This window comes from Micromonospora sp. LZ34 (assembly GCF_052981855.1).
On the sequence record NZ_JBRIQN010000028.1, the window covers coordinates 1 to 13,568 of the forward strand.

The following is a 13,568-nucleotide window of genomic DNA, read 5'->3' on the forward strand; positions in this document are numbered from 1 at the left end:
CCGCCGAGCGCAACAGGCCGAAACACCGCCGCCGCTGCCCCGCCGTCACCCGCAACCCCACCCGAGCCGTGCAATGCCCAACCCGCGGCGCGGCAGGATCCCGACGGCGAGGCACAAACCACAGCCAACACCACCCCTACGACAATTCCCCAACCCCGACAACCCGGCGAACGTTAATGGCCACCGCACCAGAGAGGCTCCGCCTCGGACCGCCGAGGTGGGTGGCTGGGCTGGTCGGGCCACTGGCGGTGGGTTCATCCTGGCATTCGTAGGCGCGGATGCGGAGGATGGTCATGGCCTCACGTCTGACGAGAACGAACTCGGTCACCGTCAACGATGTGCTCGACGGGCAGAAGCTGCTGGAGATCGACTGCGTGGACCGGGCCTATCTGACCATGTCAGTGCCGAATCTCATGGTGGGCGGGCAGGTGGTCAGCTTCCTCACCCAGCATGAGGGCAAGCCGGTGCCTTCACCGGCGTTGCTGGAACGCCGCGGGCAGACCTTCCGCCGGGCGGTGATGTCCTTTGCCGAGGCCAACGACATCCCGATCATCAGTTTCACCGGCAAGAAGGAGAAGAGCAGGCCTGGTGTGCTGGCGGACAGCCCATGGCCGGAACGCAAGATCGATCAGGTGATGCCGTTGATGCGCGAAGCCGCTGCTACCGGCAGGTCCCAGGTCGTAGCCATCGGTGTGGCGCAGGAGTACCAGCGGGTGTTCACCGCATCGAAGTCCGCCACCGCAACTGGGGCGGTGTGGTTCACCTACAACCGGGTCGACCGGCGGGTCACCTGCTACTACTTCTACCTGTGGGACGCCGATGTCGGGCCGGCGTTCATCAAGGTCTGCGCCTACTTCCCCTACCCGGGCAAGATCTGGTTCAACGGGCACGAGTGGGCCAAACGCCAAGCCGTCAGGGCCGGCATCAGCTTCCGCGAGCTGTCCAACGGCTTCGCCGCCTGCGACGACCCCACCGGGTTGCAGGAGATCTGTGACCGGCTCGGACCCGGCACCATCACTGTGTTCACCGAGCGCTGGTGGGCCCGCCTGCCGCTGCCGTTCACCGCAGCCGATCGGGCGGCCGGCTACTGGTGGGACATCTCCATGCGGCAGGTCGAGGTGGCCAAGACATCGTGTTCACCGCCCCCCGCCACGCCCGTGCCTTCTTCGAAGCCCTCGCCGCCGACAACCTCGACATCGGCCGCCCCGACAACATGGAGATCATCTTCAAACCGGCAGATCCGCTCCACCACCAAAGGCGTGTTCCGCACCGCCATCGACCGCGACAATGACGCCGTCGTGGTCAACGCCTTCTACCGCCACAGCCGGATCAAGTACTACCTCAAAGACCGACGGGCACTACGCATCGAAACCGTCATCAACGACACCTACGACATCGGCGTGCTCCGCCGCCTGGAACACCTCAACGACGTCATCGCCAAAGCCCGTGACGCCAACCAGCGACTGCTAGACACTATCCGTGCCGGTCAGAGCTGCGTCCTTGCGAACCCAGTCATCGAGCGGGTCGCACAGCCCACCCTCACCGAGGACGGCAGGAGGGCCCCAGCCCTACGCTTCGGCGACCCTCGGGTCATGGCCCTGACCGGCGCCCTCACCCTCACCCTGTTCGCCGTCACCGGCGTCACCAACAAGAGCCTTCGCGCCTTGACCGCCCGGCTGCTCGGCACCCCCTACACCACCAACCAGATGACCTACGACCTACGCCGCCTCCGATTCAACGGTCTGATCCGACGCATCGAACACACCCACACCTACGTCCTGACACCCGACGGGCAACGCCTGGCGATCTTCTACACCAAACTCAACGACCGCCTCCTGCGACCACTGCTTGCCGCAGACCAGCCCCAGGCACCACCCGCTCTACGCCAAGCCCTGACCGCCATCGACGAGCACGTCAACGACTACATCGCCCGAGCACGGCTCAAAACCGCAGCCTGAAAACCCGACCTACGTGTTCAGATTCTCGGGCTCTAGCGTTGGGCACCGCCGCTACGAATTCAGCAGGGCCCCGCCGCACGTCATCGGCGTTCCGGGAGGTATCGGACCACCCTGGTGCTGCCCTCGCACTCAGCTGGACAGTCCTCGTGGAAGTTCGAGGACTGCTGGGCACCGGAGAGGAGATATGACAGCCCTACCAGGTTGCCGTCCTTGAGCAGCCGTGCCTCGGCCTCGAGCTCCTCGAAGCGCCGCTGCTCGGTCAGCAGCCAGCCCATCTGCCGGTAGGAACCGTTGTGGCCCGGCTCGGCGAGAATGTCCCGGACGAGCTGAGTCGCCTCCTCCAGGCGGCCCTGTGCCGCCAGCAGCCGCACGCGAACGTGACCCTCACCGGTGTCAACGGCAGCTCGGTAGGCGGCTACCGCCTCGTCGACGCGGCCAAGCTTCTCCAACAGCGCACCCAGCGGCCATCGAGAAACACCCTCCGCGCCGATCGCTGACCGATAGGCGCGGACCGCTTCGTCCAGCTGGCCCGCCCGGGCGTACACCTTGGCCAGCCGGACGCCCGCCGCCGCGTCACCGGCCGCGATCGCCGTCCAGTACTCGGCGATCGCCTCGTCCACCCGGCCCGTCCTGGCGAGCAACGCGGCGAGACGGGCCCGGGCTCGTGGCTCACCCACCTCCACCGCCGCCCGCCACCCGGCGATGGCCTCGTCGGTCCGGCCAGCATCCGCCAGCATGTCCGCGAAGCCGCCGTACGCCCGAGGCAGACCGGCCTCGATGGCGGCCCGCCAGTGCGCCTCCGCCTCATCGACGCGGCCGTTCTCCATCAGCAGGTCGGTCAGGAGGTCCACATCCAGCCAGTCCCCGCCGCGGGTCCGGGCCTCGAGAATCGTGATCGCCTCGTCCACCCGCCCCTGCTCGACCAGCCACTCGACGTGATCGTCCGGATCAATCGGCTCATCGATCATGCCGGCACGATACGACCCGCTTGTACTTCGACTGGACCCGATTTCGCACGACCGTGTTTCGCATCGGCAGGGTGCGCCAGGCTATTGACGCTTGGACCAGCCCACGCAGGTCCACCCGAACTTGCTCATGTTCGCCTCGTACGTGGCGTTCGAGGACCATCGTCGCTTGATCTCCCGCCGACCAGTAGTGGCAGCAAGCCAGGGCCTTCGGCAATCGGTGGCTAAGCCGAAGTGATCAAGGGTTGACAAGCTCAAGCCGGCTGCGGCAACCTTGCGGCCGACCACGCGATCGGCGTGGGCACTCTGCATGAGGGAATGACGCCTGTGATCCGGGTAGGCCGAGCGGCCGCCTGAGTGTTGACCACGCGACGGATGATCGTCGCGCGGCTCTATCACGGTTGAGCGGTCCAACGCTTCCGCCCACCGCAGCTTCTCTCATGCATCGAGGTTTACGTTGATCATGGATGTCCGCATCCAGCAGTCCGTCGTCGCCAACCTGTCCAACCGACCCGCGCCCGTAGAGGTGGGGCCGTTCGTGTTTGGGATGGATCCGACAACGACCAGTCCCAGCATCAACTACGCGACGCCGCGTCCCGGTACTGCCATCACCGCGGCCGACGTCACCGCCCTGGTCGCAGCCTTCCGCGCGGCTGATCGCAAACCCCGCCTGGAGTACGTCATCAGTTGCGCCCCCGGCCTGGAGGCACTTCTGACCGCCGCCGGTTTCATCGTGGAAGCCCGGCACACCTATCTGCTCTGTGCGCCCGGCACATTGAAGACACCACCCACGCTCGACCACCTCAATCTGCACGAACCGAGCACCGATTCTCAGCGCGCCGTGCTGATCAGCGCGCAGAACGAAGCCTTCGGCGGCGACCCGGTGGCCTCCGAGGCTGACGTAGCTCGGCTCCGGCGCCTGCAGGGCGCCGGCGGCGTGGCCGTCATGGCCGTCGCTGACGACGGCACCTGTGCGGGAGGCGGCGGGGCGGCCCCGCCCACCGGCGCGGTAAGCGAGGTCGCCGGCATCGCCGTTCGCACGCCCTACCGCCGCCAGGGACTGGCGGGCGCGATCACCGCCGAAATAACCCAGCGGCTGTTCACCACAGGCGCGGAAATCGCCTGGCTGGAGGCCTCCGGCGAGGATTCGTGGCGGGTATATGAGCGCGTCGGCTACCGACCCGCCGGTCAACGGCTCTACATCTCCTTGAACTGAGGTCCGACACAGAACCCGGGCTGAGGTCCACTGACCGAGGCCCGGGCCACCTCTGCGGTTCACCACGGAACACCCGCTCATCGGCACGTCCGTGCGCTGGAAGTTGATCCATGCCCGTGGTCGATACCTCACCGAGGGTGACGAGCCTTCGTGCCCCCCAGCGCACCCGCTCGGCAGTTGAGGATGCCGGCGGGCAGCCCAACTCGATGGCGTACGCCAGGTCGACCGTGCCGACGGCGCGCTCCGGCCAGGCGTGCGATCGTCAGCCGGCTCGGTCCGCCCGAGGCCGACGACTGGGGAGCCGTCATGCCGGCCGGCCGGGCCTTCTCCCGCCGAGTTGCGGGGGGATAGGCTTCGGCGCATGTCGAGGTGGCCATGGCGTGGCCGGGCGGCGGACACGGCCGTGGTGCTCGCCGTCGGTCTGGTCGCCTTTTTCGGCCTGCTGGTGCAGTCGCGCGGCATCGACACCAACGCTGAATGGGCGGCGTTGCTGGCCGTGCTGGCATCCGCCGGTGCGCTGTACGTCCGCCGCTGCCATCCGGTGCCGGTGGGCCTGGTGGCGCTGGCCGCCGTCGGCGCGTACGGAGCGTTGCTGCAGCGGCCCGGGCCGATCATGCTGGTGTTCGTCGTGGCGCTCTACACCGTCGTCGACGAGGGGCACCTCGCGGTCGCCATCGGGCTCGGTCTCGCGTCGGTGCTCGCCTTCGCCGTCGCGGACAGCTACAACAGGACGGCCGACAGTGCGAACGGGGCGACGCTGCTGCACGCCGGTTGGCTCGTCGCGGTCATCGTCGGCGTGACCCGCAACCGCCGGGCGTATCTCGCCGAGGCACAGGCCCGGGCGCTCGCCGCCGAGCAGCGGATGGAAGAGGAGGCCCGGAACCGGGCTACCGAGGAGCGGCTGCGCATCGCCCGCGAGCTGCACGACGTGCTCGGCCACCATCTCTCGCTGATCAACGTGCAGGCCAGCGCCGCGCTGCATCGCCCGGACCCCGCCCGGTCCGCGCAGGCGCTCACCGCGATCAAGCAGACGAGCAAGGAGACGCTGCGTGAGTTGCGTACGACGCTCGGCATCCTGCGGCGGGAGGGCGAGGCGCCGACCGCGCCCGCATCCGGCCTGAACCGCCTCTACGAGCTGGTCACGACGGCGGGGCGGTCCGGGTTGGAGATCCGCACCGAGCTGGCCGAGACCCGGCCGCTGCCGCCGGAGGTCGACCTGGCGGCGTACCGGATCGTCCAGGAGGCGCTCACCAACGTGACCCGGCACGCGGGCGCGACCGCCGCGGTGATCCGGGTCCGGCCCGACCGCGACGACGTGCTGGTGGAGGTCGAGGACGACGGCAGCGGCGCACCGGGCCCGCCCGGCAACGGGATCCTCGGCATGGGTGAGCGGGCCCGGGCGCTGGGCGGTTCGCTGACCACGGGCCCGCGGCCGGACGGCGGCTTCCGGGTGTGCGCCCGCCTGCCGCTGCGGCCCGGCCCGGTACCGGCGGGAGCGCCGGCGTGATCCGCGTCGTGCTCGCCGACGACCAGACCCTGGTACGCGCCGGGTTCCGCTCCATCCTGGACGGTGAGGACGGCATCGAGGTGGTCGGCGAGGCCGCCGACGGTGCCGAGGCGGTGCGGCTCGCCCGGCAGTTGCGGCCGGACGTCGTCCTCATGGACATCCGGATGCCCGGGCTGGACGGCCTGGCCGCCACCCGGGAGATCGCCGCGAGTTCCGATGTCCGCGTGGTCATCCTGAGCACGTTCGACCTGGACGATTACGTCTACGGCGCGCTGCGGGCCGGCGCGAGCGGCTTCCTGGTCAAGGACACCGAGCCGGCGGAGCTGATCCACGGGGTGCGGGTGGTGGCGCGCGGTGACGCGCTGATCGCGCCGTCGATCACTCGCCGGCTGATCGCCGAGTTCACCGCGCGGGCCACGCATCCGGACCCGGGGCCGCGGCTGAGCGCGCTCACCGAGCGGGAGCGTGAGGTGATGGTGCTGGTCGCCGCCGGTCTCTCCAACGACGAGATCGCGGCGCGGCTGGTGCTGAGCCCGGCCACCGCGAAGACGCACGTCAGCCGGATCATGACCAAGACGCAGGTCCGGGACCGGGCCCAGTTGGTGATCCTCGCGTACGAGTCCGGCCTGACCGTCCCCGGCTGGCTCGCTCGCTCCTGACCACAAGCCGCGTTACGCCGCCGGGTGCCACGGCCCCGGGCGCCGGCATCGATCCGGGACCGTGGCGGGTCAGGCAGTCAGCCGGGTGCGGCGGGAGCGGGCCAGCGCCAGCCCACCGAGGACGGTGCTGATCAGCCCCACCACCAGGGCCACGTAGGCTCCGCCTCGCCCGTTGCCGGTGCCGATGCCACTGTCGGAGGTCGCCACCACCAGTCCACCGAGTGCGATGCCGATCAGCCCCGCCACCAGGGCCACGGTGGCGCCGAGTCGCCCGTTGCCGGTGCCGACACGACTGGACGGGCGGGCCAGAGCGAGGCCGCCGATGATCGCGCCGGCCAGTCCCAGCACGGCGGCCACGCTGGCCCCGAGTCGCCCGGCGCTCATGGTGTAGACACTGGCGGCGGCCGGTTGGGCCGAGACGTGCGCGGCCGCCGGTGCGGCAAGCCCGAACGCTCCGAGCAGGGCGGCTGGGGCGGCGGCAAGCAGGTGACGGACGGACATCAGGGGATCCCTTCGCTGGCATGACGGGTACAGCGGCAGCGTATGTACCGGCGTGGTCACGGGTCGTCATGCCGGAGTTGCCGATCGGCCTACCACCCGGGTTGTACGCGCTCGGGCAGTCGTACCGCCGCGGTTGTCTCCTCTTCTATTCTCGGGTGATGCGAGACCGCCGGGTGGGGCTGCTGTGGGTCGGGTTCGCGGTGACCGCGCTGGTGTCCACGCTGCTCGTGCTGCGCCGCGAGGATCGCCTATCCGACCTGCACATCTACTACGGCGCGCTGGCCGACCTGCGGGCCGGGCGCCCGCTCTACGGGTACGTCGCGGAGAACGGCGGCCCGTTCACCTATCCGCCGTTCGCGGCGCTGGTGCTGTGGCCGATCACCGCCGTACCGGAAGGCGTGGCGCAGGCGATCTGGCTGCTGAGCACGTACGCCGCGGTGGTCGCCGTCGCCGTGCCGGTCGGCGCCGCCCTGACCGCCGGCCGGTCCCGGCGGCGGCTGGCGGTGGCGGCGGTGGCGCTCGGGCTGCTGCTGTCCGCGCCGGTGCAGAGCAACCTGCGCTTCGGGCAGGTGAGCATCTTCATCGTCCTGGCGGCGCTGCTCGACGCCATGGGCGTCGTGCCGCCGCGGCTGCGCGGGACGCTGGTCGGGGTGGCGGCGGCGATCAAGCTGACCCCGCTGCTGTTCGTGGTCTACTTCCTCGTCACCGGCCGGTACCGGGACGCCGCCCGGGCGGCGCTCACCTTCGGCGCCTGCGCGGGGATCGCCGCCGCCGTGCTGCCGAAGGAGAGCTGGACCTACTGGGCCGGCACCATGTTGGAGACCTCCCGGATCGGCAATCTGGCCTCGCTGGGCAATCAGTCCGTGCACGGGATGCTGCTGCGGATCGGGCTCGACGAGACGTCCCTGCCCCTGGTCTGGGCCGCCCTGGTGGCCGTCATCTGCGCGGTGGCGCTGCTGCGCGCCCGGCACCTGGCCGGGCACGGCCGGCCGGGGCACGCGGCGGTGCTCGTCGGCTGCGCCACCGTCGCCGCCTCTCCGGTGTCCTGGACCCACCACCAGATCTGGCCGGTCCTCGCCGCGATGCTGCTGATCGGCCTGTCCGGCCCCGCCCGCAAGGTGGCCGGCGTCGCGCTGCTGGTCACCATGGTGGTGTCGCTCGGTGCCGTGCTCAGCCCGGTGTCGACGCGGCCGGGCGTGCAGTTCCTGTTCGAGAACGCGCGCACGCTCGGCGTATGCCTGCTCTGCCTGGCCGGGTTCGGCGGGGTGGCGGTCGCCGCCACCCGGGCGGCCCGCGCGGCGGCGCCGCGCCGGGCCTGGCTGCGGGTGGGTGTCGCAGCCACCGCGACGCTGGCGTTCTTCGCCGTGCAGCCGCTGCCCGCCGGCGCGGACCCCACCTTCAAGGCGTACGACCTCGACGACGTGGTCAACCCGCGTTACTTCTTCGTGTGCCGGGGGCCGGCCGAGTGCGCCACCTTCGGCGCCGGCGCGCCGGTCACCTTCGGCACCCGGGTGGAGAAGACGAAGGTACGGGTCAACGGGGTGGTCGCCCCGCAGGTGGCCCGGTTGGAGTACTACTCCGCGCCCGGCGGCGCGCCCCGGGAGATCCCGCTGCTGGCTGCCTACCCGGGGACGCGGACGTTCTCGTTCCGGTCGGCGACCATGGCGCAGGGCCGGCTGGTCGCCTACGCCGCCGACGGCCGGCCGATCGCCGCGTACGACGAGGAACTGGCGGCTGCCTTCCGCCCCGGGGCGTCGTAGGCAGGATGCTGGCCCCCACCAGGCCCGGCGTGGTGACCAAGCATCCCTTGGGCTGACCGCCCCGCCTTCCGTTCATCGTCACTGGTCGTTCGCCGGCCGATCGCTCTCCTCGAAGGACGGGATGAGCCGGTCCGGTGCCGGCGGAAGGTCGCGGCGCCCGGTGTCCAGGTCAGTGAGGTCTCCGGCGGCGTTGATGAGGCCGATGTGGGAGAACGCCTGAGGGAAGTTGCCCAGGGCTTCCCCGCTGTACGGGTCGATCTGCTCGGCGAACAGACCCAGGTCGTTGACCCGGTCGGCGAGCCGCTCGAAAAGCTGCCCGGCCCGGTCGCGCTCGCCGGCCAGCGCCAGGCAACTGACCAGCCAGAACGAGCAGATCACGAAGCCGGCGGGGTCGCCCTCCCAGCGGCGTAGCAGCCCGTTGTAGGACAACCGGTCCTCGACCATCCGGATGGTGGAACGCATTCTCGGGTCATCGGCGGCAAGAAAGCCGACCAAGGGCATCACCAGCACCGACGCATCCAGCTCCTCGGTGTCGAACGCCGCGGTGAACGCGCCGAGCCGGTCGCTCCACCCCCGGGCCAGGACGGCTCCGCGTACCTCGTCCCGTACCGCTGCCCACCTGGCGACGTCCGCCTCGGAGCCGAGGCGGGATCCGAAGCGGACGGCTCGATCCAACGCCGTCCAGCACTGCACCTTCGAGGACACGTAGTGGCGTGCGTCGTCGCGTGCCTCCCACATCCCGGCGTCCGGCAGGTGCCAGTCCTGCTCGGCCCGCTCGACCATGGCGCGCAGCAGTTGGCGGATGTGCGGCGGCATCGGGTCGAGGTGCTCGCGCATCAGCCAGGCAGCGGCGAGCGCCTCACCGGGCACGTCGCTCTGACGCTGCTGCCAGGCGTCGTTGCCGACCATCACCGGGCGGCTGCCGGCGTAGCCGGCGAGGTGGTCGAGGTGGTGTTCGGTGAGGTCCCGTTCCCCCTCCACGCCGTACATGATCGGCACGATGCCCTCGTTCACGCCCATCGACCGCGACAACCACCCGATCTGCAGGTTGACCTCATCCGTGCAGGCCACGCGCCAGAGCGCCTCCAAAGTGAAGCTGAAGTCGCGTACCCAGCCGTAGCGGTAGTCGTAGTTGCGCTCGCCGCCCAGTTCCTCGGGCAGGGACATCGTCGGGGCGGCCACCATCGCGCCACTGGGCCGGTAGGTCATGCCCTGCACCACCAGCGCGCTGCGTAGTACTTGGTCCCGGTAGCGGCCACGGTAGTCGTGCAGACCCATGAAGGAGCGCCAGCCCTCGACGGCGTTGTCGACCACCTGCTCGGCGTCGAGCACCGCCGGCGGGCCGGCACCGTAAGCCGGTGCGTATCCCACGGTGAAGCCACGCGTCTCGCCGGCCCGTACCGTGAACGACCCGGACGCCTCCCCGGCCTCGCAGACCAACGGGATGGTGGCGCGCAGATCCAGCCGGGCCGACGCGGCCATGGCGACCAATGCGTCGTCCTGCGGCACCAGCTGGGCGGCCATCCGGCCGTACTCAAACCGTGGCCGGTAGTGCAACTGCAGTCGAACCTCGCCGGAGATCCCCCGCACCACCCGGGCCAGCACCCTCGGCGAGCGCAGACCGACGTCATGGCCCCGCGCACCCGGTTCGAGGGCCAGCGCGTCGGTGACTGCCACGCTGCCGGTCGCGGTGGTGAAGACGGTACGGAGCACGAGCGTATCCGTCAGATAGGCCCGGTCGGTCTCGAACCGGCCCTCGGGGCGGATCACCCAGTGCCCGGCGTCATCGTCGAGCAGCCGCGCGAACACCGACGGAGCGTCGAACCGCGCAGGGCACCACCAGTTCACCGATCCGGCGCGATCTACCAGCACCGCGCTGCGACCATCGGCCAGGAATCCGTGGTCTGCGATCTGCTTCCCCACGGAAGGGGCTACCCGAGCGGAACGGAGTAACACGCCGTGCCGCACCTCGAATCCGGGCGTCGATCCGCCCGGCCACCGGACACCAATCTGTCAATGTAGCGTTGACATGTGACGTCGGAGCTGGCTCGGTTGGCCGACCTTCGCGCTGCCCGTGCCCGACTGGACGAGCAGGAGCTGGAGCTCATCGACCGGGCGCGCTACGGCGGCGCGACGTGGGCGCAGATCGCCACCGCCCTGGGCCTCGGCAGCCGGCAGGCCGCGGAGCAGCGGCGGCAGCGCTTGGCTGCCGCCCGGTGGTCGCGGCGGCGCAGCCTCGATCTCCGCTACTCGGGGGCGATCGCGGCTATCCGCAACGCGGTTGCCGATCTGCAGCGCTGGATTGATGCCGACCGGCGCTGGGACACCCGGTTCCGTCGGGCGGAGCTGGTGCGCCGCACCGCCGATGCCGCCCTCGACGCCCCTCCGGGCTCGCTGTACGCGCTGGCTCTGCTGATCGCCGCCGACCTCGCCGAAGCGGGGCAGGAACGGTTGCCCGTACCCGTGCAGGCTGTCGCGGCATCCCTGCGCGCCGCCCTGTCAACAGAACATTGACAGATGGCGCCGATATTGCTTGCCCGGCGCTCAAGACTGAGGATGTGAGTCGTCCCGACTCAACCTTGGAGGGCTCATGCGCCGCAACGCTGGACTGTTCGTGGCGATCTCGCTGCTGTCCGGCTTCGGCAGCAGTGCCATGTCCCTGGTCGCCGGCATCTGGATCCTCGACCTCACCGGTTCCACCAGCCTCGCCGCCCTCGCCGGGCTGTGCGTGTACGCCCCGGTGCTCGCCGGCCCGTGGCTGGGTGGCCTGCTCGACCGGGCGCCGAGGCGGCCGCTGGTCATCGCCGTCAACCTCACGCTGGCCGCCGTTCTGCTGAGCCTCCTCGCCGTCCGGGGCCCGGGGCAGACCTGGCTCATCTTCGCCGTCTCGTGCGCCTACGGGCTCAGCTACGTACTCATCGACGCGGGCGAGACGGCGCTGCTGCCGGCCGCTCTGTCACCCGCCGAACTCGGCGATGTCAACGGGTGGCGCTCGAGTGCGCAAGAGGGCATGAAGCTCGTGGCTCCCGCAGCCGGCGCGGGCCTCTACGCATGGCACGGTGGCCACGCCGTCGCCGTGCTCAGCGCGGCCATGCCGGTCCTGGTAGCCGGCCTGTACCTGGCGGTGCGACTGGTCCACACACCCGAGCCGCCGACGCAGCGGCAGCGCGGCATCCGCGCCGGGCTCGCCGTCCTGGCCGGGCAGCGGGCGACGCGGGTCACGGTGACGCTCGCCGCGGTGTCGATCGCCATGTCCGGCTTCACGACCGCCGCCACGTACGCGATCGTCATCACCGAGCTGGACCTTCCCGCGACGTTCCTCGGCGTGCTGGTCAGCGCGCAGGGCGGCGGCTCCATCGTCGGCGGGCTGCTCGTCGGCCGGCTCATCGCCCGGCGTGGCCCCGTCGCCGTCGCGGTCGCGGGCACCGTGCTGTTCGCGGTCGGCTGCCTGGCGCGGTGCCTGCCCTGGTGGCCGGTCGCGGTGGCGGCCTCGGTGGTCGCCGGCGTCGGCCTACCGTGGACGCTGGTCGCGGCGGTGACCGCGGTGCAGACGCACACGCCGCCGGCGATGCTCGGCCGGGTGGCCGCGACGGCGACCACCGCGATGTTCGGGCCGATCGCGGTGGCGATCCCACTCGGCTCCGCCGCCGTCCACCTCGGCGGCCGTCCACCGCTCGTGGCGGCTGCCGTGATCTGTCTGATGGCGGTGGTGGCCACGTCCCACCGCCAACTGGCGCGGCGGAAAGCCGTCCGGTCGGCCACGACGTCACCGATCGGCGGGCATGCCAACGCGAGCCACGCCGCCGCCGACAGGTTCACGGCCTGAGGCTGGCGACGAAGCCTTGACGGCCTGCTGGGAGCGCTCCAAGATCAGGTCAGCGGACCCGCGCCCCGGGCGGGCCGCCCTATTCGGGGTGTGGGTGGACAGTTGCTGGGCGCATTCGGTCTGACCGAGCTGGAGGAGAAGATCTACCTGGAGCTGGCCGGCGGTCGACCGGGCACCGCGGCCGAGCTGGCGGAACGGCTCGCCACCGGCACCGACGAGGTCGAGCAGGGGCTCGACGCTCTCGCGCGTTCCGGGCTGGTACGGCTGGTCGCCGGCCGCGCCGGTGCCGCCCCGCCCGACCTGGCCATCGACTCGCTGCTGACGCAGCGGGTGCGCGAACTACAGGAGGCGCGGATCGGCCTGTGGGAGTGGTTGCGGCAGCAGCGCGCGGCGGAGCCGATGGACCAGGGTGTCCAGATGGTCGTCGGCGCGGCGGCGATCGTGCAGACGTTCGACCAGTTCCTGCGCGGCGCGCAGCAGGAGGTGCTCGGCTTCGACCGTCCGCCGTACGCGGCCGATCTGTACGACAATCCGACCGAGTTGGATCTGCTCGGCCGGGGTGTGCGCTTCCGGGTGGTGTACGACCGGCGGGGGCTGGAGCGACCGGGAGCCCTGGCGCAGATCGGCCGGTTCGTCGCCGCGGGGGAGCAGGCCCGGGTCGCGATGGACGTGCCCGGGAAGCTGGCCGTGGCCGACCGTCGGATGGCGCTGCTCTCCTTTCCCGGCCGGGACGAGAGCACTGAACCCTGGGCGCTGATGGTGCGTGGCGCCACCTGGGTCGAGGTGCTCGTGGCGCTGTTCACCGAGGTGTGGGACCGGGCGTCGCCGCTTCGACTCGCCCCGGCCAGCACGGTCGTCGACGACGTCGACCGTCGGTCGGTGCCCACCCCGGCCGACCGGCAGATCCTGTCCCTGTTGATGACCGGGCTGCCGGACAAGGCGGTCGCCTCCCAGCTGGGCATGTCCGTGCGTACCGTGCAGCGGCGGCTGCGGCAGCTGATGGACGTCACCGGGAGCGCCACCCGGATGCAGCTCGGTTGGTTCGCCGCCCGCAACGACTGGCTCTGAACCCGCTACCGACACCCGGACGGTCGTGGCTCGTCCCACCGGACATCGGCGGGACGAGCCACGACGTACCTCATTGGCTGGGGGTGTGCCGGGACCCTGCTGTCCCGG

General features: G+C 70.9%; 11 protein-coding genes. 8 read left to right on the forward strand and 3 right to left on the reverse strand.

Annotated features, from left to right (window positions below; translation table 11 throughout):
- The first annotated feature begins 293 nt into the window (after window positions 1–293).
- The gene (locus tag ACVCAH_RS25270) at window positions 294–1,958 is read left to right on the forward strand and encodes a hypothetical protein (RefSeq protein ID WP_447138691.1); all 1,665 of its coding nucleotides are present in this window, start codon (window positions 294–296) and stop codon (window positions 1,956–1,958) included.
- An 80-nt stretch (window positions 1,959–2,038) separates the two neighbouring features.
- On the opposite strand, the gene ACVCAH_RS25275 is transcribed toward ACVCAH_RS25270, so the two are convergent.
- A complete protein-coding gene (locus ACVCAH_RS25275) occupies window positions 2,039–2,926 on the reverse strand; it encodes a tetratricopeptide repeat protein (RefSeq protein WP_447138692.1) in 888 nt (295 codons plus the stop codon).
- 460 nt (window positions 2,927–3,386) lie between these two features.
- Here ACVCAH_RS25275 and ACVCAH_RS25280 point away from each other — a divergent pair, with 460 nt between their 5' ends.
- From ACVCAH_RS25280 to ACVCAH_RS25290, 3 genes are all read left to right on the forward strand, one after another.
- A complete protein-coding gene (locus ACVCAH_RS25280; RefSeq protein WP_447138693.1) occupies window positions 3,387–4,139 on the forward strand; it encodes a GNAT family N-acetyltransferase in 753 nt (250 codons plus the stop codon).
- A 361-nt stretch (window positions 4,140–4,500) separates the two neighbouring features.
- Window positions 4,501–5,646 (forward strand): sensor histidine kinase, encoded by a 1,146-nt coding sequence (locus tag ACVCAH_RS25285; RefSeq protein WP_447138694.1) that lies wholly within the window; start codon window positions 4,501–4,503, stop codon window positions 5,644–5,646.
- Complete coding sequence (locus ACVCAH_RS25290; RefSeq protein ID WP_447138695.1) at window positions 5,643–6,305, forward strand: response regulator; 663 nt, start codon at window positions 5,643–5,645, stop codon at window positions 6,303–6,305. The genes ACVCAH_RS25285 and ACVCAH_RS25290 overlap by 4 nt, the downstream gene beginning before the upstream one ends.
- A gap of 69 nt (window positions 6,306–6,374) precedes the next feature.
- On the opposite strand, the gene ACVCAH_RS25295 is transcribed toward ACVCAH_RS25290, so the two are convergent.
- Window positions 6,375–6,806 (reverse strand): DUF6223 family protein, encoded by a 432-nt coding sequence (locus ACVCAH_RS25295; protein ID WP_447138696.1) that lies wholly within the window; start codon window positions 6,804–6,806, stop codon window positions 6,375–6,377.
- Window positions 6,807–6,964: 158 nt separating this feature from the next.
- Here ACVCAH_RS25295 and ACVCAH_RS25300 point away from each other — a divergent pair, with 158 nt between their 5' ends.
- Window positions 6,965–8,566: a glycosyltransferase 87 family protein gene (locus ACVCAH_RS25300; protein ID WP_447138697.1), complete on the forward strand. Its 1,602-nt coding sequence runs from the start codon at window positions 6,965–6,967 to the stop codon at window positions 8,564–8,566.
- Window positions 8,567–8,644: 78 nt separating this feature from the next.
- On the opposite strand, the gene ACVCAH_RS25305 is transcribed toward ACVCAH_RS25300, so the two are convergent.
- A complete protein-coding gene (locus ACVCAH_RS25305) occupies window positions 8,645–10,489 on the reverse strand; it encodes a glycoside hydrolase family 15 protein (protein WP_447138698.1) in 1,845 nt (614 codons plus the stop codon).
- A gap of 108 nt (window positions 10,490–10,597) precedes the next feature.
- Between ACVCAH_RS25305 and ACVCAH_RS25310 the strand changes: the two genes are divergently transcribed.
- The 3 genes from ACVCAH_RS25310 (at window position 10,598) to ACVCAH_RS25320 (ending at window position 13,460) form a co-directional block, all read left to right on the forward strand.
- Window positions 10,598–11,080, forward strand: coding sequence for a hypothetical protein (locus tag ACVCAH_RS25310; RefSeq protein ID WP_447138699.1), 483 nt, complete (start codon window positions 10,598–10,600; stop codon window positions 11,078–11,080).
- Between the two features lie 76 nt (window positions 11,081–11,156).
- Window positions 11,157–12,392 (forward strand): MFS transporter, encoded by a 1,236-nt coding sequence (locus ACVCAH_RS25315; RefSeq protein ID WP_447138700.1) that lies wholly within the window; start codon window positions 11,157–11,159, stop codon window positions 12,390–12,392.
- A 102-nt stretch (window positions 12,393–12,494) separates the two neighbouring features.
- Window positions 12,495–13,460 (forward strand): hypothetical protein, encoded by a 966-nt coding sequence (locus tag ACVCAH_RS25320; protein WP_447138701.1) that lies wholly within the window; start codon window positions 12,495–12,497, stop codon window positions 13,458–13,460.
- Window positions 13,461–13,568: the final 108 nt, after the last annotated feature.